At 48.2% G+C, this 23,533-nt stretch carries 17 protein-coding genes and 1 tRNA gene; 8 read left to right on the top strand and 10 right to left on the bottom strand.

What is annotated here, in order from left to right:
- Window positions 1-203: 203 nt before the first annotated feature.
- The 3 genes from R3B84_14210 to R3B84_14200 are packed head-to-tail and all read left to right on the top strand — an operon-like array spanning window position 204 to window position 5,781.
- The gene (locus R3B84_14210; GenBank protein ID MEZ6141721.1) at window positions 204-1,502 is read left to right on the top strand and encodes a hypothetical protein; all 1,299 of its coding nucleotides are present in this window, start codon (window positions 204-206) and stop codon (window positions 1,500-1,502) included.
- Window positions 1,499-2,839, top strand: a complete 1,341-nt coding sequence (locus R3B84_14205) for a neutral/alkaline non-lysosomal ceramidase N-terminal domain-containing protein (GenBank protein MEZ6141720.1) — start codon at window positions 1,499-1,501, stop codon at window positions 2,837-2,839. The genes R3B84_14210 and R3B84_14205 overlap by 4 nt, the downstream gene beginning before the upstream one ends.
- Window positions 2,839-5,781 (top strand): c-type cytochrome, encoded by a 2,943-nt coding sequence (locus tag R3B84_14200; protein ID MEZ6141719.1) that lies wholly within the window; start codon window positions 2,839-2,841, stop codon window positions 5,779-5,781. The genes R3B84_14205 and R3B84_14200 overlap by 1 nt, the downstream gene beginning before the upstream one ends.
- On the opposite strand, the gene R3B84_14195 is transcribed toward R3B84_14200, so the two are convergent.
- The gene (locus tag R3B84_14195; protein MEZ6141718.1) at window positions 5,782-6,549 is read right to left on the bottom strand and encodes a VTT domain-containing protein; all 768 of its coding nucleotides are present in this window, start codon (window positions 6,547-6,549) and stop codon (window positions 5,782-5,784) included.
- Window positions 6,550-6,755: 206 nt separating this feature from the next.
- Here R3B84_14195 and R3B84_14190 point away from each other — a divergent pair, with 206 nt between their 5' ends.
- The 5 genes from R3B84_14190 to R3B84_14170 all read left to right on the top strand — a co-directional run bounded on the left by R3B84_14190 (window position 6,756) and on the right by R3B84_14170 (window position 13,693).
- A complete protein-coding gene (locus R3B84_14190) occupies window positions 6,756-9,068 on the top strand; it encodes a PSD1 and planctomycete cytochrome C domain-containing protein (protein MEZ6141717.1) in 2,313 nt (770 codons plus the stop codon).
- 91 nt (window positions 9,069-9,159) lie between these two features.
- Window positions 9,160-10,512, top strand: coding sequence for a DUF1501 domain-containing protein (locus tag R3B84_14185; GenBank protein ID MEZ6141716.1), 1,353 nt, complete (start codon window positions 9,160-9,162; stop codon window positions 10,510-10,512).
- A gap of 111 nt (window positions 10,513-10,623) precedes the next feature.
- A complete protein-coding gene (locus tag R3B84_14180) occupies window positions 10,624-12,747 on the top strand; it encodes a hypothetical protein (GenBank protein ID MEZ6141715.1) in 2,124 nt (707 codons plus the stop codon).
- 47 nt (window positions 12,748-12,794) lie between these two features.
- Entirely contained in the window at window positions 12,795-13,424 is a 630-nt protein-coding gene (locus tag R3B84_14175) for a metallophosphoesterase family protein (protein MEZ6141714.1), read from the top strand.
- Window positions 13,425-13,606: 182 nt separating this feature from the next.
- Window positions 13,607-13,693, top strand: a tRNA-Ser gene (locus tag R3B84_14170).
- A gap of 998 nt (window positions 13,694-14,691) precedes the next feature.
- On the opposite strand, the gene R3B84_14165 is transcribed toward R3B84_14170, so the two are convergent.
- From R3B84_14165 to R3B84_14125, 9 genes are all read right to left on the bottom strand, one after another.
- Window positions 14,692-14,976 carry a hypothetical protein gene (locus tag R3B84_14165; GenBank protein MEZ6141713.1) on the bottom strand — a complete coding sequence of 95 codons (285 nt, stop codon included), beginning with the start codon at window positions 14,974-14,976 and terminating at the stop codon, window positions 14,692-14,694.
- A gap of 378 nt (window positions 14,977-15,354) precedes the next feature.
- Window positions 15,355-16,416, bottom strand: a complete 1,062-nt coding sequence (locus tag R3B84_14160; protein MEZ6141712.1) for a DUF3987 domain-containing protein — start codon at window positions 16,414-16,416, stop codon at window positions 15,355-15,357.
- Window positions 16,413-16,901, bottom strand: a complete 489-nt coding sequence (locus R3B84_14155; GenBank protein MEZ6141711.1) for a DUF3987 domain-containing protein — start codon at window positions 16,899-16,901, stop codon at window positions 16,413-16,415. The genes R3B84_14160 and R3B84_14155 overlap by 4 nt, the downstream gene beginning before the upstream one ends.
- Entirely contained in the window at window positions 16,898-17,524 is a 627-nt protein-coding gene (locus tag R3B84_14150; protein ID MEZ6141710.1) for a hypothetical protein, read from the bottom strand. The genes R3B84_14155 and R3B84_14150 overlap by 4 nt, the downstream gene beginning before the upstream one ends.
- Entirely contained in the window at window positions 17,452-17,901 is a 450-nt protein-coding gene (locus R3B84_14145; GenBank protein ID MEZ6141709.1) for a hypothetical protein, read from the bottom strand. Before R3B84_14145 ends, R3B84_14150 begins: the two co-directional genes overlap by 73 nt.
- The gene (locus tag R3B84_14140; protein MEZ6141708.1) at window positions 17,898-18,140 is read right to left on the bottom strand and encodes a helix-turn-helix domain-containing protein; all 243 of its coding nucleotides are present in this window, start codon (window positions 18,138-18,140) and stop codon (window positions 17,898-17,900) included. Before R3B84_14140 ends, R3B84_14145 begins: the two co-directional genes overlap by 4 nt.
- Before the next feature lie 216 nt (window positions 18,141-18,356).
- A complete protein-coding gene (locus R3B84_14135; protein ID MEZ6141707.1) occupies window positions 18,357-19,193 on the bottom strand; it encodes a hypothetical protein in 837 nt (278 codons plus the stop codon).
- Window positions 19,194-19,464: 271 nt separating this feature from the next.
- Window positions 19,465-22,458 (bottom strand): DEAD/DEAH box helicase family protein, encoded by a 2,994-nt coding sequence (locus R3B84_14130; GenBank protein ID MEZ6141706.1) that lies wholly within the window; start codon window positions 22,456-22,458, stop codon window positions 19,465-19,467.
- A complete protein-coding gene (locus R3B84_14125) occupies window positions 22,455-23,525 on the bottom strand; it encodes a virulence RhuM family protein (GenBank protein MEZ6141705.1) in 1,071 nt (356 codons plus the stop codon). Before R3B84_14125 ends, R3B84_14130 begins: the two co-directional genes overlap by 4 nt.
- Window positions 23,526-23,533: the final 8 nt, after the last annotated feature.

Here is a 23,533-nt window from a genome sequence, read left to right as displayed (position 1 = left end):
TTAATCACTTTTTGACAGTGCAAAAGACTATATATATTAAGTGAATTAAATTTCACGCTAAATATTTCTGGGTAAATCATTGCTCAGGGACGTGTGTTCGTGGGAATGGCCCGCAGGGAATAGCGGGTGTCGCAATTTCAGGATTCATTTCTTGCATTGTCGGGCATTTCTTGGCAACATGGTAACAAAATGAGAGCAGTATCATGGCAAAATTTCAACTGGCGACATTCGAGGTGGATATCTCCCCGCCGTTAGGTCACCCGCTCTGTGGGGGATGGATTGAGCCCGCACGCAAGATTGTCGATCCCCTGAAGGCACTAGGTGTGATTTTATTTGGTGCTGAAAAACCGATTGTACTATGTGCTTTTGATTGGGTTGGCTTGCGAAACGATGCCAACCTGCACGTGCGAGAAGCGATTGCTGCCGGGGCAGGCACCACGGCAGACCAGGTGAGTGTGCATTGTGTTCACCCCCACGATGCACCATTTGCCGATGTGGCAGCACAGCAGATGCTGGCAAAAGCAGGTGCTGGACCGTGCCTCGACTTGCGATTTTTTGAGCAAGTGTTGGATCGTCTCACCAAGGCAACCAAATTAGCGCTGGAGCAGGTAGTACCCTTTACCCACGTGGGGGTTGGCCAGGCAACAGTGAACCAGGTGGCATCATCGCGACGTATCGTCAAGGATGGCAAGGCAATCTTTTCACGCACGAGTTCAACGAAAAATGAAGTGGTTCGGGCTTATCCGGAAGGTTTGATCGATCCCAACCTGCGCACGTTGAGTTTGTGGGACAATGAAACGCCATTGGCTTGCCTGCACTTTTATGCCACTCATCCGATGAGTTATTACGGAGCGGGACAAGTAAGTTGCGATTTTTGTGGTCTGGCTCGCGAGAAAATGCAACAGCGTTATCCCAAAACCAGGCAGATTTATTTCACAGGCTGTGCGGGAAATATTACTGCTGGTAAGTACAACGATGGTGCACCCACCAATCGTCCGATCTTGATGGACAGGATGTTTCAAGGCATGAAAAGTGCTTTCGATAATTCCAGGAAAATGGCTGTAAAGTCATTGAATTGGCATGTTGAAAAAATGCAGTTGAAGCCACGGACAGAAGTGCAGTTTGGTGAAGAAAGCAGTAGCACAGTGCTGCAGGATCGCAAGCAATCCCCGGCCAGACGTGGGAATGCCGCATTTCAAATCGCCTGGTTGAAACGCCTGGATCGACCAGTTCTGGCAGGTTGCCTCCACGTGAATGAGGATACAAAAGTGCTGTGTCTACCAGGAGAAGCATTTATCGAATACCAGTTAAAAGCACACCAAATGGCAGGTAAGGAGCCCTTATTTGTTGCCGCTTACGGCGATGGAGGGATGGGTTACATTCCAACCGCTAATGCATTTCTGGAAGGTGGTTACGAACCAACAGTAGCACTGGCGCACCCTGATACCGAAACCATCTTACTGAAGACCATCAAAACACTTCTTGGAAAGGATCAACAATGAAAAATAAATGCATCCTGATGTTGGTGCTCGCTGCTACCTGGGTATTTTCAATAGGTAATGCTGCGGAGTACCGCGCTGGTGTGGCCAAGGCCACGATTACACCCACCAAGCCATTGTGGATGGCAGGCTATGCCTCACGCACAGAGCCGTGCACCAAAACCCACCACGACCTGTGGGTAAAATGCCTGGCGTTGGAAGATGAACGTGGACATCGTCAGGTAATGGTAACACTCGATCTATGCGGCATCCCACGGTCGTTTCGCCAGGAAGTGTTACAGGCAATTCAGAAAAAAGTGAAGTTAGAACCGGGCGACTTGGTGCTGAATGCATCGCACACCCACAGTGGACCAGTGGTGCGGGATAACCTGGTAGAAATGTATCCGATGAACGCTCAGCAGCTAGCAGATGTATTGGAATATTCCACACAGTTGGTGGAAAAAATTGCTGCCACAGTCATCAAGGCATTTGATTCACTGGAATCGGTTTCTATACAGCAGGCATCTGGTGTCGCACGTTTTGCAGTCAATCGGCGGGAAAACAAAGAAAACAAAATTATCCTGGGAGCAAATCCCCAGGGACCTGTGGAACATTCTGTGCCAATTCTTGCAGTCTATAATCAGGAAAAGAAATTGATTGCGGTATGTTTTGGTTATGCATGCCACAATACCACGCTTTCGTTCAATGAATGGTGTGGGGACTATGCCGGCTTTGCCCAGATTGAACTGGAAAAGAAATTACCTGGTGTCACGGCACTTTTCTGGATTGGCTGTGGGGCAGATGCCAACCCATTACCTCGGCGAAAACTGGAATATGCAGTGGACTACGGCAAACAATTGTCGGAAGCAGTATGCCACGCACTCAAGAGCACCACACCTGTTACGGCTGCGTGCGAGACTGCTTACGAAGAGATCGCATTGTCATTTGACACGATTCCCGGCAAAGCACAATGGCAGCAGGACGCGACAAGCAAAACGTTGGCAGTGAGTAAACGTGCCCAACGAATGTTAAAGTTGATCGAAGGTGAAGGGATCCCGCAGAAATACCCTTACTACCCCATTCAATCCTGGCGATTTGGCAATCAATTAACCTGGGTGTTTCTGGGTGGAGAAGTTGTTGTGGATTATCATTTACGGTTGAAAAAAGAACTGAAGGCCCACTCCCAACTATGGGTTGCGGGATATTGCAACGATGTGATGGCATACATCCCATCGAAACGAATTCTGAAAGAAGGTGGCTACGAAGCCGATTCTTCGCAGATTTATTACGGCATGCCAGCCAAATGGTCGCCCACGATTGAGGACCAGATCATTTCCACGATTCGCAAACAGGTGAAATAATGCTGCTTTGTTATCGAGAAGCTTTGTTGTTGTGTGTGTTTCTGCAGTTTGTGGTGAATAGCACCTTTGCCGTTGAACCGAAAACACCTGCAGAAGAACAAAAAACATTTGCCACGTTGCCCGGTTTTCAGGTGGCGTTGGTCGCTTCCGAGCCAGATATTATCGATCCCGTCGCCATGACCTTTGGCTGGGATGGTCGCCTCTATGTGTGCGAGATGATCGGCTATCCCAACGGTGGCGTGGGCACTGGCATGGAAAGTCGTGGTCGCATCAAGATTCTCACCGACGCAGATCAGGATGGGCGGTATGAGAAAGTGGATATCTTTGTAGAAGGACTACGCTTCCCCACGGGTATTCTTCCATGGAAGAAAGGCTTCATCGTTTGCAATGCCCCCGATTTGCTGTATCTGGAAGATACGAATGGTGATGGCAAAGCTGATATTCGCAAGGTGCTGTATACCGGCTTTGCACTGCAGAATATCCAGCAGTTAATCAATACCCCACGTTATGGTCTAGATGGCTGGGTATATGTCATGTCTGGCAACAACGGTGGTACAATCACCTGTCCCAACATGCCGAAGATGCCACCTTTCGTGTTGCGTGGAAGAGCATTTCGGTTCAAACCAGATCAGCCAGGAGTGATCGAACCCACATCCAGTGGGGGACAATATGGCCTGACTAGTGATGAAGTGGGACACTGGTTCACTAATACCAATAGCCAGCACCTGCGTCAGATTGTCCTGCCAGATCATTATTTGAAACGTAATCCAATGAGTACCGTTACTGCTGTCACTACTGACATTCCTGTACATGGTGCGACTGCAAAGGTATTTCGAATCAGCGAGTTTGAAGCCTGGCGTGTCGAACGCACCACACGCAGAAAGGAAGGGCCAGACAGTAAACGCTTTCCTAAGACAGAACTGGTCCCGGGTGGCTACACCACGTCTGCCTGTTCACCAGTCTTTTACCAGGCGAAACAGTTCCCGGAACAATTTCAACGCAACATCTTTTTCTGTGATCCTGCAAATAACGTGGTTTCGTTTGATCGTCTGGAAGCAAATCAATCCATTTATCGTTCCCACCGTGGGAATGAATCGAAGGAATTTATTGCGTCCACAGACAACTGGTTTCGCCCAGTGCATCTTACCCTGGGGCCTGATGGCTGCTTCTACATTCTCGATTTCTACCGCGAGGTGATTGAAACCCCGTTGTCTCTGCCCGAGGATATGAAAAAGAAATTACAACTGGAAAGTCGCAACCGCGGACGAATCTGGAAAGTGTCGCACAAAGATGTCCCACCCGATGCCATCTTGAACTTTGCAAAAACCACACCGCAACAGGTTGTTTCCTGGTTCAGTCATCCGAACATCGCGGTGAGAACGATGGCACAACAATGGGTTGATGATCATACCGATGAGGCAACCACAAAAGCCTTATTGGACAGCATGACTACCGCCAGTGATCTTGGACAAATTCACATTCTGCACAGTCTTGCAAATCGCAAGCAACTTTCCTCCATGCAATTGTTGCTGGCAATGCAATCATCAAACCCACTGTTGCGTCAGGTGGCATTGCGGCTGGCCGAGCCAATCTATCAAGGCTCTCAAGAACTTGTGCAGGCTGCGAAAAAAATGACCAACGATTCGGATGGCATGGTAAAACTACAACTGGCTTTTTCTGTAGGTGAAATGCCCAGTGTCGATGCTGCAGAAGTGCTTGGGGATTTGCTGCTCCAGGAACCAGATCAATGGTTGCGTGCGGCTGCTTTCAGCAGTGTTGCCAACTGTTTTCCAGAGATCACCACGCGATTGCTTAGCGCAAAGCAAGTGCCCACAGCAATGATTGTTGACCTTGGCAGAATGGTTGGGCTTAGCAAAAACGAAAAATTATTGTTGAGTTACCTTCAACAATGCCTGTCGAATGTCAACCCGGCACAACAGCAACTATTCCTGGGTGCGGTGGTGCAGGGATTATCCATCAGTAACTATTCGTTGCAGGCAAAGTTAAGCCAGAATGAACCCGCCTGGGGAAACGTGAAACAACTGATTGCAGAAGTATTATCTTCTTCAATGAAGACAGCCTTGGATCAGAAGTTGACCGAGCAACAACGGACAGGTGCCATTGCCGTTCTACACCTTGCAGATGACAAGTTGTTCCTGGAAGCAATGCCACAATTGCTGCTGCCACAGGAGGCACCGGCAATCCAGGTGGCTGCCATTCAAAGCATGGCACGTTCTCGCCACAGCAAAGTGGGGCAACTGTTGTTGGCACAGTGGCCGTTAATGACACCACAGATCAGGCGGGAAGCCGTTGAATTGCTGTTTTCGAATCAGGCAATGGTAAGAGAATTGCTGCTGGCGATGGAAAAAGGAGCGATTTCTCCCACACATCTGGAGGCGGCACGCAAGGAACAATTATTGCAGCATGGAAATGCTGCTATTCGACTGCAGGCCCAGCGAGTATTCAAGAACAGCGTGGTATCAAATCGCGAGGAAGTCATCAAGCAGTATCTGCCAGTATTGAATCAGGCGGGCAACATGGATAACGGTCGTGCAGTATTCCGCAAGAACTGTGCCACGTGCCACCGCCTGGAGAATGTGGGATATGAAGTGGGGGCTGATTTAAATGCTGCTTTGAAAACCAAACAAAAATCGGCCCTGCTGATCGATATCCTTGATCCCAGCAGAGAAATCGATTCTCGTTTTCTGAATTATCTGGTCGAAACGACAGATGGTAAAAATCTCTCAGGTGTGCTTGCTGTTGAAAGTGCTACCAGCATCACCATTCGTCGTGGCGAAAAAGCAGAGGACACGATTCTGCGTGCCCACATTCAAGCGATGCAGCCTTCGAAGAAATCGTTGATGCCTGAAGATTTTGATAAAGCAATTCCTAAAGATCAGATGGCGGATTTGCTGGAGTATCTTACCAAGGTCCTCAAATAGCTACGAAGGCAATGTGGTGCTGGGATCAACGGGCGTTGAAGTGGTTACAGGCGGTGTTGCTGGTTTTGTTTTTCGAATGTATCTTTTGTAAAATTCTTTGCAGCCAACATACAACCCTGGGGAAATGGAAAGCAGCACCACCAGGATAATTACTTTTTCAATATGTTTCTGGATTTGAAACTCTGGTCCGAAGATCTTTTTGAACTGCACATCCAGAAAGGCGGGCAGTGCGTAACCCAGAAGGAGCATGCTGGCAACCCAGCCAATACCACCGATGATATTGAACATCAGGAAACGGCGGTAGTCCATTTTCCCCACACCAGCTACCACCGGGGCAAAGGTGCGGATGAATGGCATGAACCGAGCCAGGATAATTGTTTTGCCACCGTGCTTCTGATAAAAGTCCTGAGCGGCCTGCAAATGGCTGGGACGGAAGAAAAACGATTTTTCTTTGCGGAAAATTTTGGGGCCTGATTTCGCACCAATCCAGTATCCCACGGTGTCGCCTACGATCGCTGCCAGACTGAGAATGATAATCAGCCAGGGCATCGACCAGCCCGCACCGTAGGCAACAATGCCCACAGTAACCAGCAAGGAGTCACCTGGGAGAAAAAAGCCCACCAGTAAACCGGTTTCTGTGAAGATAATCAAGGCAAGTGCAATAAAGGCAGCCGTGGTAATCTCTTTGTTTGCCAACACCTTCATTAATTCGGGTGTGTTAAAGAGGTTCAGGAAAACCAGTTTGATCTGTTGAAACAATTCGCCCATGAAAACTTCCTAATTTATTGCGTACTTTCCGTGTAGCATTAATGAGGAGTCTATCAAAATTGCCCAATTCTGTCAGGCGGACTTGCAGCCCACACATTATGTGGCTTTTTTGCTGGAAATGGTGCGTTTCCTGGTTGACAGGTAATTTGCACAGATTTATACTGTATTTACCCTCCTAACCACGCAATTTAATGACCGGTAACTACATGATATACGTACGGATATTCCTGATCGCTTTGTTCATCGGTAACCTTTCCACCATCCGTGGGGAAGATGCTGGCATCGCTTTCTTCGAAAAATCCATCCGGCCAGTTCTGATTGAGCAGTGCTATCGCTGTCATTCTGAAGAGGCAAAAGCAAAGAACAAATTGAAGGGTGGACTGTTGCTTGATTCCAAAGCAGGGTTGCTCCGTGGGGGTGATAGTGGGCCTGCAATTGTTCCTGGTAAACCTGAAAAAAGTCTTTTACTGCAGGCGATGCGGTTTGAGAACGACATGGAAATGCCTCCTTCAGGAAAATTGCCCGATCCAGTAATCAAAAATTTTGAGCAGTGGATCAAAATGAATGCCCCAGATCCACGTGAAGGTGCCAACATTACCACTGAAACGATTCAGTGGGATGTCGCCCGCAAGTTCTGGGCGTTTCAGCCACCGGTAGCAGCTCAAGTGCCTGATAACGAATCGAACTTTCCCAGCTATAATGAAGTCGATCAGTTCATTAACGCTCAGTTGTTGAAGCAACAATTGACCCCCGTTGAAAAAGCCACCAAGTATGACCTTTTGCGCCGGGCCAGTTTCGACCTGACCGGATTGCCTCCAGACCAGCACCTGGTGGAGCAATTTGAAAAAGATTCTTCACCAGATGCTTTTCAGAAAGTGGTGGAACAACTGCTGAACTCCCCCCACTATGGCGAACGGTGGGCTAGATACTGGCTGGATGTGGCGCGTTTTGCGGAAGACCAGGCCCATACCTTTGGTGTCAAGCCTTTTACGGAAGCGTATCGCTACCGCGATTGGGTGGTGCAGGCTTTTAATGAAGACATGCCTTACGATGAATTTGCTAAATTGCAGATCGCTGGAGATCTGTATTCCGAATACAAAGACCAGCCATTAAAGCAGTTTGCTGGCCTGGGCTATCTTGGTCTGGGGCATCTTTATTACAAAAACAGTGCTGCCGCTCAGGCGGCTGCGGATGAGTTGGATGACCGAATTGATACGTTAACTCGTGGATTTCTGGGTTTGACCGTTTCCTGTGCTCGTTGCCATGATCACAAGTTTGACCCGATCCCCACGGTGGATTATTATTCTCTTGCGGGCATCTACAACGGTACCAATTTACAGCCAGTTTCGGTAGCACCAGCTCAGTTGGCAAAAGCATATGCAGAAGCTCAAAAAACTTTCAAAGATCACGAGAAGATGTTGAATGACTGGTTGAAAGAAACTGCCAAAAAATACAAAGAGAAATCACTGAATAAAGACCAGGAGAAAAAACTCCTTTCGGCTGAAGAGCAGAAACACCTGCAGAAACTGCGGGATGAATTGGAAGCAAAGAAGAATGGTATCCCACCCAAGCCGCCAGAAGTTCATGCGGTTACTGGTAGCGGCAAAACCATGAAAGTGTATGTCCGTGGTAATCCTGCCAATCAGGGCGCACTGGCACCGAAACGCATGTTGCAGATCCTTCCCGAATCTGCCCCACCAGGGGAACAGTTTGGGCGTAAGGAACTGGCCGAAGCAATTGCCAACCCCAAGAATCCATTAACTGCACGGGTAATCGTCAATCGCGTGTGGCAGTACCACTTTGGCACCGGCATCGTGGCAACACCTTCAAACTTTGGGAAGTTGGGCGATCGACCCACGCACCCGGAACTGCTGGATTGGCTGGCTGTCAACTTCATGAAAAATGGCTGGTCAATCAAATGGTTGCACCGCACGATAATGCAGTCGGCAACATATCAGCGTGCCACAACCACCCACGTGGGGAACAACCAGCGAGATGCCGACAATAAATACCTTTGGCGAATGAATCGTCGCCGCCTCGATATTGAAGCCTGGCGGGATACTGTATTGGCCATTTCAGGCAAACTAGATCGCACGGTAGGTGGCCCTTCGCATGATGTTTCCAACGCAGGTAATTACCGCCGAACGATTTACGCAAAAGTCAGCCGCCACCGGCTCGACCCCACACTGAATCTGTTTGATTATCCCGATCCCAACATCACCAGTGCAGTTCGCCCAGAAACGACCATCCCACAACAGCAGTTATTTGTGCTGAACAGCCCGTTTTTCCTGGAACAGGCAAAAGCATTTGCAGCCCGCTTCCAGGTGGGAATGAAAACTGATGAAGATACGATTCGAAATGCCTACCATCTGGCTTATGGTCGGCAGCCCAAATTAAAAGAATTGGAATTAATCGCCGCGTTCGTAGCACAACCCAGTTCCGCTTCTGATCGCTTAAATCGTTGGGAACAGGTAGCCCAGATGTTACTGGCAACCAACGAACTGATGTATGTTAATTAGGCGATGTGTAATTAGTTGATTGATAATTAAAGTTCATGTGAATATTTGGCATATAAAGGCTTGATCTATGAATATCTTTTCTCGAAGAGAAATGTTAGCCAAAACGGGCACCGGTTTGGGCATGCTGGGTCTTGCTTCCGTGCTGGCAGACGAAGCCCAGGCAGGAACGAATCCGCTGGCAGAAAAAAGAACACATTTCCCCGCACGTGCCAAGCATGTGATCCACCTTTTTATGAACGGTGGCCCGTCGCAGGTGGATACCTTTGATCCCAAGCCGGAACTGGAAAAATACCATGGAAAGAAGCCGCCCGCATCGGATAAAAAGACAGAGCGCCGTACCGGTGGGCTAATGAAGTCTCCCTACCAGTTCAAAAAGTCTGGGAAATCCGGCCTCCCAATCAGCGATATCTATCCGAATCTGGCGAAATACTGTGCAGACGATCTGTGCGTCATTCGCTCGATGCACACCGATGTGCCCAACCACGAACCATCGCTGCTAATGATGACTTCCGGCAATACACAACCCCTGCGCCCCAGCATGGGATCGTGGCTGCTCTACGGCTTGGGAAGCGAAAACCAGAATCTGCCCGGTTTTGTAGTGCTATGCCCGGGAAGTCCTGTCGTTGGTCCCGCACTGTGGGGCAATCGCTTTTTACCTGGGATTTACCAGGGCTGCCATATCAACAACAGCCGACTGGATCCGAAGAACATTATCCGCCATATCCAGAACGGCCAGTTAGGAGAGCAGACGCAACGGGATCAGTTGGATCTTTTGCAGCAACTCAATCAGATGCACCTGGAATCAAACGATCGAGACCCGAAACTGGAAGCACGTATTCAATCTTTGGAAATCGCTTTTCGAATGCAGACATCAGCTGTGGAGGCGTTTGACATCAATAAGGAACCAGCAAACGTGCGTGATCTTTATGGCAAAGGTCAGTTTGCTGATGCCTGCATGGTGGCTTCCCGCCTTGTAGAGCGTGGTGTGCGAATGGTGCAGATCTACCACGGTGGCGGACAACCATGGGATTCCCACGGTGATCTGGAAAAGAGCCACCGAAATCTGGCATCACAATCCGACATGGCCATCGCGGGTCTGATTCGTGACCTGAAACGGAAAGGAATGCTGGAAGACACATTAATCTTGTGGGGCGGGGAATTCGGCAGAACACCCACCACAGAAGGGAAAGATGGCCGCGACCACAATAACCACGGATTTTCTGTTTGGCTGGCTGGCGGTGGCGTGCGAGGTGGCATGGCTTACGGTGCCACCGACGAATTTGGCTTTGCCGCTGTGGAAAACAAGGTTCACGTGCACGATCTGCATGCCACCATTCTGCACTTGATGGGCCTGGACCACACGAAATTAACCTACCGATATAGCGGCCGTGATTTCCGACTGACTGATGTTCACGGTGAAGTAGTGAAAGCCATCATCGCATAAACATTCCTATATCGGTTCCATTCAAACTCTGTTTCTTCAGCGAATTTTGTTACCAACATTGCAACTTGTGTACCAATCGATTATCCTTGGATGATTGTTTTGGAGAACACCATGTGGCGTATCGGTTTTATTATTTGTTTCTTTGGTAACATTGTCTGGTCGGCAGATCACCCTACCAAATTAATTTCGGATCCCACACAACTGAAAGACCCACGCTTGGGAAAACCGATCGATTACAACGGTTACTTCCCGTTTCGCGTGCCGAAAAATCTGGACGCATGGGAAAAAAGAAAAGCTGATTTGAAGTTGCAAATGCAGGTGGCCCTTGGCTTGTGGCCGATGCCTGCCAAAACCTCTCTGAATCTGGTGATCCGCGGCAAAATCGAACGTCGTGGTTATACCATTGAACATGTTCATTTTGAAAGTTTGCCAGGCCATTTCGTCACCGGCAATCTTTATCGCCCCACAGGTGAAATGAAAGGGAAGTATCCTGCAATTCTATCACCCCATGGCCACTGGTCGCCTGAAGGCCCAGGTGGGGGAAGATTGCAGCAGATCAGCAAGGAAAAAGCAGAACAGGAACTGAAAATCAAAGCGGAAGACCGACTGGACGGGGCACAATATCCATTGCAGGCCCGCTGTGCCAATCTGGCAATGATGGGATTTGTCGTTTTCCACTACGATATGGTGGGTTATGCCGACAGCCAGGCAATTAAGCACCGCACCAGCTTTACGGATGTGGATGCGGAATTGCGACTGCAGAATTTTATGGGTTTGCAAACCTGGAACAGCATCCGGGCACTTGATTTTCTCACTGGCTTAGCCGATGTTGATCCTCAACGCATCGGAGTGACCGGTGCTTCCGGTGGTGGTACGCAAACATTCATTCTCTGTGCACTGGACGACCGCCCTGCAGTGGCATTTCCGGCAGTGATGGTTTCCACAGGCATGCAAGGGGGATGTGTTTGCGAAAATGCCTCGTATCTGCGAATTGGGACCAGTAATGTCGAGATGGCCGCGATGTTCGCACCGAAACCACTGGCCATGTCTGCTGCCAATGATTGGACCAAAGAAATGGAAACGAAAGGTTTTCCAGAGTTACAGCAACTTTATGAAATGTATGGCAAAAAAGAGCATGTTCAGTTGCAGGCGTGGCTGCAGTTTGGGCATAACTATAACCAGCATGCCCGCGAAAGCATGTATTCCTGGTTCAACAAGCACCTGTTAAAAAAAGATCACTTGGTTAAAGAGCAGCCATTTGTGCCAGTATCTCCGGCAGAACTACAAGTTTTTACTGCGAAAACACCCCGACCAAAGACAGAAGTGGATGCCACTGGTGTGCGGAAAGTACTTACAGCCTGGAATGATCAGGTGGTGGGAACGATCCCATTGGAAGAAAGCAAGAAATTTGAAAGTTATCAACATGTGTTACAAAATGGCTGGAAAGTGTTACTAGGTGGAGAATTACCACCTAGTGGTACGCTGGATATCAAAATCCCACCCAAATCGGTGAATTTAGCTGATGAGACAATGATGCATGTGGCCGGCCTGGGTCGCAAGGGCAGCAATGAGCTCACGTTGTCTGCGGGTGTGTTTTCCAAAGCGTTTCGTGGCGAGAAAGTTTGTATTATTCTGCACCCAGACGGCAAAAAGGCTCTTTTTGATGAAGACAAACTCCAACCGATATATCAAAAAATGGTTGCGGCAGGTTATGCCGTATTGTCTCCTGATGTAATTCAGACTGGGGAATTAGTTTCTTCAAAGCCGTTCCCAATCAACAAACAATTTGCCGGTTACACCTATGGCTACAACCAGCCTTTACTTGCACAGCGGGTTCAGGATGTGTTGAACATGCTGGTATTTTCGCGGGACATCCTGAAAGCGAAAGAGATTACCCTGGTGGGGTTCGGAGAAGCAGGATTGTGGGCGTTGGGAGCCCGAGCGCTGGCACCAGATTTGATTTCAGAAACGATTGTCGATCTGAGCGATTTTCACTTCGCAAAAATTAATGATTTTACCCACCCAGCGATGCTGCCGGGGGCAGTGAAGTATGGGGATGTATCGGGCATGATTCTTGCTGGGAAATTTGGCAAGCTGACTATCCATCGTGATCCAGCGAAACAATCACTTACTTCAGTTGCAAATGCATTTGAACGATTTCAAAAAAAGGAAAACCTGATTCTGGCCGATTTCCCCATTAAGGAAAAAGAACTTGCAGATCGGCTACTTCGCTAAGTGGTTTTCTTTGCTAAGATGCAAGGAACAGTATGGATGGAGTGTCGATGGCTCGGTTGCTGGCAATAGGAGATATTCATGGTTGTTTGCCTGCCCTCAAAAAGCTGTTAGCAGCAGTAAAACTGACGACGGAAGATCAACTCGTTACATTAGGCGATTATGTGCACCGTGGGCCGGATACACCGGGTGTGCTGGATTTGCTTATTGATCTGCATCGGGAAAATCGTGTGATTTCACTAATGGGGAACCACGACGAGCTGTATCTGGAAGCCCACGATGATGGCCGGAAATTGTCAAAGAAGCACCGCCAGTTTTTTCAGGCAACCTGCCACAATTATTTCGAAACAAACAGCCACATATTTGTGCACGCCAACGTGGTGCCTACCATACCGATGGCAGAACAATCCACTTACACGCTGCGGTGGGAAAAACTTTACGGTCCACTGGGCTGCAAACCACATTTTTCTGGTAAAACCATCGTTTGTGGGCATACCGCACAGAAATCTGGCCTTGTCCTGAACGTGGGCTACTTATTGTGCATCGACACTTTCTGTTATGGTGGGCAATGGCTGACCTGTGCCGATCTGACTACCCAGATCATCTACCAGGCGAACCTGCACGGTGATGTGCGTCGCAGCCCGATGCCACTGATCAGCGCTAACCCATATCAATCATAGACTTGTACGCATTTATTAGGAATTTTCATTTTTGTAATCTCTTCAATCGACAATCCCCAGTTTTAGCTTCAATTTCCAAACGGTTGGTTGTGTTAGAGTTTTTCCCACCAGTTTTTATGGGTAAAAACGAACCTGTTCCGGGAGTTGACTATCCTTAAAAAAAAAGTAGAACGAATTATTCTGGAGAGGTGGCAGAGCGGTCGATTGTGCAGCACTGGAAATGCTGTGTGCGGGAAACCGTACCGAGGGTTCGAATCCCTCCCTCTCCGTAAAATCATAATGCAAGGTTCAGTTTCTTCTAGCGATGTTTCGCAAACCTCTATTTTTATAGGCATTTCAGAATTTTCTCTCCTTACCTCACCATACTCTTCTGTATCCTGCTGCGTCGTTTTTTGCGCATAGTGTTCTCTTGTATCGGTACTACTCTGGGTAGCTGACTCCAGATGATCATTGGTTATTTGGGCATAATGCTTTAAGGCTACTTTGGCATCATGGCCCATCCATTCAGATACAACATGTAGTGGATATTTATCTAGTAGTTCAGTTTCTCTACTGGAACGCAAGTTATGAAACATTCTGGGCCATGGTTCCAGCCCTGCTCGTTTAATCAGTTTGCCAAAACTAGTTCGAAGGTTACAACTCCTCCAGCCATTCGGTCCCTGGGCACTATTGAGATACCCAGCCCCCACTACATGGGTCTGGCCTGGTTCTGCTAATTCATGGGCCTCTTGCAAATAATGGTGTAATTCAGGATACATCGGGATCACCCTACTTCCTTTACCATCGTAGCGTTCCGTTTTGGGTGAGATAACCGTGATCCTTTTTGCCTCCCAATCGATGTGTCTCCATTCCAGCGATAGCACTTCCGAGGGGCACCTAAGGCCACCAAATCGACACAGGGCAATAATTGTTCTCCAGGTAGGATTTGCATGGTCCAACAGCTTTTGAGTGGTTTCTCGATCAATAAACCGCTGCCTCGCACTCACATTGGCGTGGGGGATCTTGATCTCTGCGAACGGGTTCTCATCGATGAACTTATGCTTCCGGGCAGTGTGAAAGAACGTCCTGGCGAACGCTAGCCGTTTTGCAAGGGTGGCTGCGGCAAGTCCCTGGGTATTCAGCCATGCTTTGAACTGGTCACATTGCCCTACAGTCACCTTGCGCAACTGTTTATCTGCACCAAAGTACTCAATCAAGTTCCTGCAAGGTTGTTGCCATACCTCCAAGGTTGCTGGTTTTACATCAGGTCGCGATAGGATGAATTCTTTTAGGAAATCTCCCAATTGCATCGTTCGAACTTCTTTGGTTCTACCAAGCCCACTCCAGCCAGCTTGGCATGCCATTTCTGGTCGATCCTGGCTAACCAGTTGGCGGTATCCATTGCCATCGGCTGTCCACTGGCACCTGAAGAAAGAATCTCTTCGACGTGCCTTTGAATGCCCTGAGCATCTTTGATGGTTACCTTGCCCAGGTAGATCGTCTTTCGGGTCCCATCTCCTGTGAAGAACTGAATTCTTCTTCTACCTTCTCTATCCGTTGTAATACTCGCCATCTTATCCTCATTAATTTTTCATTTATTAAACAGTCCCATGTTACCAACTTTTACCTGGAAGGGACCTTATGGAGTTCCATGACAGTTCTGATTCAAAAATATTTTTTCCCTATCTACTACTCAGTTATGACACATGACAAAATGACAAAACTACCCTTTTGCCGAACCATGCGACACTTTGCAACATTCTTGGGGAGTTGTGTCATAAACCACTGGCATTGTGTCATAATTCACGTGCATTTCATCTTGCTCAGACGATCGTCTGAATACCGTTCTTTCGGTGTTCATTTGAGCACCATGACTCTTCTGGATTCCCTTCCAAAATCTCTGTTAACCGATTCGCTATGACAGAATGACAAAAAGACAGAATGGCAATTTTCATTTGCCAATGGTATCTTTCATCTGCTGCATCTGTTCTTCGTGATCCATCCAAATCTCCGGATTCGTCGGCGGCGGATCATGGGACTGTTCAGGTGATGAAACTGGCTCCTGGGTAGCAATCGGTGGATTCAACACGAAATGGCGTGCAGGTTTCCGTCCCACTCCCGTACCGACGGATTCTTCCCAGTATCCTTTGTCCGCTTCCACCATGCTGTTCAGCAATTGCTCCGCTTCCTGTGCGGTTTTCATGTTCTTCTTGCGTTGAACATCCCGAATACTGACTCGGCCACCTTGTTTGCGAATCCAGTGGGATAACTGGTCAAGTTGTGAAACAACCTTCACCTCATCCGGATGATCCAGGAGATAATAAACCCTCAACGTTTCATTGCGGAACCATTCGGCCAGTTCAATCGCATACTGCATGCTGGTAGCATCAACCATGTCTGGATTCACATTTTCACCCGCTGCGTACCGTACCATATGCAGAATCAGAGCAAGCCGTGCAGGTAATGACTTGTGCTTTGCATTGGCAGCAGCCAGGTCACCTTCCAATTCCAGATGCTCTTCTCCCAAACGATTAAATTGCTGCTGAAATAATGAAAATGCCTTTGGTTCCAGCATGAGAAACTTGGGATCTAGTTGGCCTTGTTCGCCCCGCAGCATCTCCAAACTGAATAATTTCTCAAACAGTGAAGACATGGCTTTGTCCAGTTGAGGGTTAAACGAATAATCCTGCAACAACTGTGCCCGTCTTTCAGGCCAGGCAAATTGGAATCGTGCCGCCAAGCCGGAATCCCGATTCTCTCTGGTCAGGATGGCTCGAAGGATTCCTGGCTGGATACCTCCGGTGACATTGACCGTAGCTCTGGGAATATAGACCCATTCTTTGCCCGTTTTTCGATAATAATCAATCTCATCGCCATCGTACATGGAAAGATATGATTTCATATCAGATGATTTCCCATTGCCTCGATAACGGGTGTGGGAGCTGAACCAGCTGGCCAACTCATCAACTACAACGATGGTGCCCCGAGGGTTGTCTTGCAAAATGGAAGTCATCCTTCCAGCGTGGTATCGGTGATCAGATACCGAACAGCGGGCAGGACTGAGGGGCCCATTTGACGTTTCTGTTTGGGCTTTTGTGGTGGATCCTCATTCCAAACTGGTGCTGAAGGCGCATCTCCGATTTGACCTTCCTTATCCCATTTCTTGTACTGGCTTTCCCACTGTTTGAGTGCTTGCTGGTGTTCCCGTTCACGCTTTGCATACGCATCCTTTTTGCGGCGATATTCTTCCATTTCCTCTTGATCATTCTCTCTCTGGTAATGTTGTTGCTCTGTTTGGGCTTTCAATTGTTGCTCGTATTGCTGGTAAGCCTGCTTGTTCTTTTGACGAGTAAACTTCATCACTGCTCGAAATGCCGGACTTTTTCCATCACCAGATTCTCCCACGATCATTGACCAGATAATCGGCGGTGCTTTGAAGGTTTCATTAATTTGCAACCAACGAGAATTACCGATCGCACTGCCAAAAGCAGAAATCAATGGCACTGCGATGTATGATGGATCACAGCCGATTTGCTGAGCAGTGTCACCGATGTAATCCCGGACAGCGCAGGAAAGCAGTGCACTGGAAACGGTTTGGCTGGCAGCAGACCAGATCTGGCTTCTGATTCTTCAGGAGTGATTCCAACAAATGGTTCCGATTCTTCCGCAATTTGCTTTAGTTGGGTAGCCAGTTCATCGTTGGAGACATGGGAATGGGCTTTGACCCAATCGACCAGATCCCCTTTGGGTGGGAGATTCGGCAATAGAACAATCTTAATCTGGTTAGCAGGATCGATTTTGTGCAGGATCGTTGCCACTGATTCTGCATATTTCAGACCAGGATCATCATTGTCCCTGCAAATCCAGACCGTCTTTCCTGCCAGTGGTCGCCAATCGGTGTAATGGGCCGCTTGGGAACCACTGGCACTGGTAGTAGCGACAAATCCCAGTTGAATGGCAGCATCTGCAGCCTTCTCTCCCTCGGTGACGACCACCAAATCCTGAGCAGCTAATTGAGGTAATCGGTAGAGCGGTCGCGGCGTGGGCATCACTTCCATTCGCCATTGGGAATCATCGCCACGTGAAAAGGGGCGGATCTCCTTTTCCCGTTCTGGTTCCAACGGGCCACCACTCCCACCAGCGCACCGTGGGTATCGTGATAATTCCAGACTTGATCTGGTTCTCGTCCGAATGAGGAATTCCCACATGAAGAAATCGCTTCTTCGACAGTTGGGAAGTCCGGCTTTTTGGGAATTATCCTCGGAGGCACTTTTTCTGCTGGAAACAGGTCTTCCATGGTCAATTTCGCAGCATGAACGATCTCCTCAGCGGAGCATCCCCGTGATTTGCAGCAAAGCAGGATTTTGCCATCTGCTGCCAAATCAATCTTCAGACTGGGACGATTGTCGTCGTGGGCTGGGCAGAGGGCCTTCCAACCGTTTCCCTGCGGAGTGACCATTTTGAATGCAGCCAGCACCCGTTCAAGGTGGAGGTTCATTCCTGACCTCCCTGATCGCCAGAGGTTTCCTGCTGCATTTCCGCAGCCAGAAATGCTTCCAGGTCACACCGGCGAAACATCACCGGACTGTTTTTGGCTGTTCCCAGCTTGATCCGTTTGACCCGCCCTTGTCGCACCAACTCCCAGAGCGTTCTGGTGGAGATGCTTAATAACCGAGCCGCTTCTCGAGGCCGTAATGCCAGTGGGGCATCATTCTGTTCTGGTGGTGAAATCCACATCGTTGTTTTCCTGTATGGCAGCATCGCCATGAAGGAATAGATGGGGACAGAAAATACAATCGACTTTTTGGTTTATTTCTTGATCTCGAATTGTTCCTAGGGAAAATCTCAGAAGCCGTACAAACAAGTCAAAACTGCTCGTTACTTTGCGGAAAAAAAATTGAAAATTCTCTGGTCAAAAAATGATTTTTGTTTTCGGTGACATTTTGTGTTCTTCTAACGACACTTGGATTTCATAGATTTTCGCCACCTGCGAACATCCCTGATCGCTTTTCTCAACTTCTCAAGATCCAAATTTTGCTCTGCCAATAATTCGGGATGTGCTTGGCAGAATTCCTCCATTGATTTGCCATTTTGCTTCCATCGCTCCCAGTGATCGACAACTTTGAACAGCTTCAGTTCTTCTGCAGTCAGTACCTTGCGAGGGCGTCCTCTTTGCGCCTGAATGATTGGGGGCGCTGAGCGTTCTAGCTCGTTCCGTTTTTCATCCCGCTGAGCCTGACGTAGAACGGAGGAACATTCCCGAATTAATTCCACCAGCACTGTAATCTCCTTCTCATCCTTGAATCGAAGATCACAAGGATCTCTCGGTAGCTTGATTTCCAGCTCTTTGGGAAGCAAGCCTGTCATGATTGCACAGAAAAGCACGTCACAGATTATTGTTTGGACCTCTTCCAGGCTGCGAGTCAAGATGGATAACGCGTTGTTGAAAATTAAGCAGGACAAACTGTCAGAGTAGTGCTGATAGATGACCATGCTTGCAACCTCATCTCTTCCAATAATGGTGGCGACCTTATGCAAGTACGTCCAAAGTGGCGTCTTTTCCAGTGGGTACAGACGGTCAATGATCATCTGCAGATCTGGTTTTGACCGAATAGGCCTGAATTTGTGACTTGAACTCATTACCCATGGGATGGATTTTGCGAGTTGATGTGAATTTGCAATCAGCTTGTCAATCACATTCGTAGGCGTTTTGTGTTTGTCGCGAAAGATGGTTTTGTACCAGTACTCGGGAGATTCGTAATTCACAATTGTCGATGGAATCAGTCGCATATTTCGTTCTTCCTCGGCCTTTGATTTTGTGAACCAAAGCACACAATAACCATGTGTGCATAGTTCAATTTAATTCAGTTGTAAACTGGACTAAAAGCTAGTTACACGAATAGTATACAGGGGTTTCGCAAAATTCAGCGAAGTTGAGAAGCGGCACTTGTAAGTCCTTTATTGATAAGCACTTAAGAGTGATATGTTGTTTCTATTTTGACCAACCAGCATTGTAAGTCTGGAAATCTGAATGATGAAGGAATCGCCAATTCGAATGAAATTAATGAACGTGCTGAAACACATCATCAAGCTCTGTGGCCATAACAAACTTTGCAGGTTGATCGAACCCGCTGCCGATTTCCTCGAAGTGGGCTTTGCCACAATCAATCTTTCCTTGCTCGCGGTCACGGAGATCAAAATCAAAAAGCGATGATTTTGTCTCGACAACGAAGTAGAGTCGTTCTTTCCCTTCTTCCTCAATCAGTACTGCCCAGTCCGGTTCGTAGAAACCCAACGGTGTAGGTACTCGGAACCAGTTCGGTAATTTTGCATAAACTTTTACAGCTACATTATTTTCCAAATCTTCCGCGAATGATTTCTCCACACCCGATTGATAAACCACACACTCATGCGTACCTTTGGATGTTTCAATCATATTCTTCAGGTATCCTGTCAATTCCTCTGTTTCGAACAGTTCCTGGGTAAAGTAATGCTCATCACCCAATTTTCGGTAACGGATGCCATCGACCAAAGCGAGGCGTTTTGCATAATTGATATGGAGCACAGCCTGTTCGATGAATTGTTGCGGATTCGCTCGAAAATCTTTGAGCCGCCCACTTTTGGTCAGGATGCGTGCGATACTTTTCCGTGTTAGTTGAGTCTTGTCCTGCAAGTCAGTTAAGATGTCTGGAAGATCAATATCGTCCTCATCCAGTGTTGTTGGTGAAAGTACTTCCGTTGCTTTGGCAGCAACTCCCCCCTTATTGATGTCGAGTTCTGCTTTGCGGAAATGAAGGCGGCTCTTCGAAATGGGTGGGCCATTCGCGATAGCTTTCGCCGCATCGGTGATTAATTTCTCTGCATCGAAATGCACGCGATAGGTTGTTTTGTGTTTAATGCGATCCCACAGTGCCTTGAAAGCTTCACTCTCCAATACTGCTTGACGGGTGCGTATCGTCTTACGTTCATCGGCGTTCTTGATATCGAGTTTCCCTGCCAGTTTTCGAAGGATATCGTTGATCGTGTGGGAGTAAGGGGCGAATTCTTCCGGCAATTCTACCATACCAGCTTTCAAATCGGTGCGTAGTCGATCCTGAACTTTTCCCTTTTTATCCAGATACCCCATTTTCTGCAAATAGCCCCAAATTTCTTTAGACTTGTCGTAACCGAGCATCTGGTGGCTCCCCTTGCCATCGGGCACAGCAATCGTGGCAAATTGGTGCTCCTCCACTATCCCAAACTTGATGCCCGTATCTGTCTCAATTTCTTTCTGCAACTGCTCTGCGAATTCCTCATAGCTCTCTGTGGCAATTACTGTCAGGGTATTGGTTTCGAAGCCCCGGATCCGGTCTCCAGAGCTATTGACACACAATCGAAGGCCTCGACCAATGGTTTGTCGGCGTTCACGTTCTGTGCCAATGTCGCGAAGGGCACAAATCTGAAAAACATTGGGATTGTCCCACCCCTCACGTAGTGCAGAGTGCGAGAAGATAAACTTCAGCTTTGTGTCGAAGCTCAGCAGTTTCTCTTTCTCCCGCATGATAAGGTTATAGGCCCTCTCAGCGTTCTCGCGGTTCCCGGAGTTGTTTTCCGCCGTGTCCTGCCATGTCCCCTTCTTGTCGATCGAGAAGTACCCATCGTGAACCTCCGTGGCTGTACTCGTCGCATCAATTCCTTCAAAGAGAATCCGATAATTCGGATGCTTCACCAGCTTTGCATACTCTTCTTCAAAGATGTGGGCGTATTCGCCTTTCTGCGGATTACCGTCGACGTCGTAGATACGGTACTTGCCAACTTCATCGATAAAGAACAGACTCAGTACCTTGATACCCTGCGGACGAAGCCGGAGTTCCTTATCAAGATGCTCCTTGATGGTTCTGCGAATCATCTGTCTTTTCAACGCTGTTTGATCAACATCACCTGTGGTTTCACCAATCTTCAAGAAATGGTGGTCACCGGGTGCATGAATTTCTACGTATTCCTGACCCTTCTTCGCGTTGATTTCCCCAATACGGAAGTTACTGTAAATCGCCCTGTTGGTCAGTTGCTCCAGATCTTCCCCGCCAGAAACCTTTTTTTCCTTTCGGGAAACAGTTTTTGCCTGCTGGATGTCGAGTTCCAGTGTCGCGACAGGTGGCTTGCCCTTCATCGGCTTGATACCTTTTACTCGTACAAAGGGTTTGTTGTGCCCACCTTCGACTTCCAGTGAAGCTACCTCAATTTGCTTGACCAGTTTCTGCTGGTAAGCATCAACGGCATCCAGGCGATACACCATAGCATGTTTATCAATATGTGTAGCGGAATACCGTACTGTGCAAAGAGGATTCATGCCGTCAAGTGCTTCTCTGCCCCGACCTTCCAGGCCGCCATCGACACTTTGCGGTTCATCCACAATAATGATGGGGCGGGTCGCGCGAATCAGGTCGATCGGCTTTTCATCGCTGATCGCTTCGTGGGACTTGTAAAGGTTATTCACATCTTTCTTGTTGATTGCTCCCACAGTTACGACCATCACCTGCAATTGCGAACTTGTGGCGAAGTTCCGCACCTGACCTAACTTTGATGAATCATAAATAAAATAATTATTTCCTTTCGAAAATGGGACATTGCCATACAAACTGCGAAGGTGATCTTCGGTAATTTCCAATGTCTTGAACACTCCCTCCTTAATGGCCACGCTGGGCACAACAATCACGAACTTGGTAAAGCCGTAATCACGGTTCAGCTGGAAGATCGTACGCAAATAGACATAAGTTTTTCCAGTACCGGTCTCCATCTCCACGGTGAAATTGAATTTGCCCGATTCCAGCTCATCCGTGGGCTTCAAGCCGTGTCTCAGTTGTACCTCACGCAGGTTGGCCAATAGTTCCGTATCCAGCAGTTGTAGTCGATTGCCAATCCCCAGGTCGCTATTTTCTTCAAACAAAGAGTTTGGATCTCTCGGCAGCGTGACTGTAAACTCTGTCCGACAGATTTCCTGCCCGCGAAACAGGTCACAAACTGCTTCAATCGCATCAAGCTGATAACCCAGATTGGATTCAAAATGGAGCTTCATGGCGATTTTTTCCTTTTCTTCGACTTCATCTTGGGTTGTTTTGGTATCATCTTTGCAGTATCTTCTAAATTCTGCCGCAACATCTGTTCGATTCCGCTTCCAGCAGCCGCACGTCGACGGGCCGCGAACTCTTCATATTCCGCTTCGGCCTTCAGCACAGCATCCGTATGGCTCACCGTTCCTTTACCTTCTAACACTGCACGGTCGTTGAATTGCAGGAACTCTTCCAACTTTGTTTCCCAATCCTTTAGAAATACCTGTTTTCGTCGACGGGCCTGATCTTCCGCATAGTCGAGCCACATGACAACGATTCGGTTTAATTCATCAATCTCTTCGACCAGAAGATAATTTTTGGCCGTAGCAACATCTCCTTTTCGAACCACAGATCCTTTCCAGGTTGTAAGACCCATGTTCGATTTCTGGGCATCAGCCCGTTCGGCAATCAGCTCGGCAGCTGTTTTTCCGGTCGCTGCATAGTGCAATTTGTTCTGGATTTTTTGAAAGAAAATGGTCGTCTCTGGGTGATTCGGTAGATAATCCCCGGCCAAAGCAAAAATCTCCCGCACTCGCAGATACATTCGCTTTTCACTGGAGCGTATATCCCGGATACGTTCCAGTAATTCGTCAAAGTAGTCAGGCACACCAGACCCGGCGGCAGGTGGGTTCTTCAGCCGCTCATCATCCATCGTGAAGCCTTTGACCAGGTACTCCTTTAGGCGTGTCGTCGCCCACTGGCGAAACTGTGTGCCTCGCTCCGATCTCACTCGGAAACCGACAGCAAGAATTGCATCCAGATTGTAGTGTTCGATCTCCCGCGAAACCTCCCGGGTTCCTTCAATTCGAACTATCCGGAATTTCCGGATAGTTGCCCCCGGGTTGAGTTCACCTTCCTTAAAGATGTTTTGTAGGTGTTCGTTTGCAGTTCTCACATCGATTTGAAACAATTCAGCAATCAGTGCCTGGCTCAGCCAGATCGTTTCATCCTGAAAACGGCATTCGACCCGCGTGCGGCCGTCTTCGGACACATACAGCAGAAATTCGCCTGCGGGTACGGTGTCTTCTTTCATTGCTGTTT

Source organism: Zavarzinella sp. (genome assembly GCA_041399155.1).
Lineage (GTDB): Bacteria > Planctomycetota > Planctomycetia > Gemmatales > Gemmataceae > JAWKTI01.
Note: the sequence above shows the minus strand (reverse complement) of the source record. Positions and strands in the feature narration are given on the sequence as shown.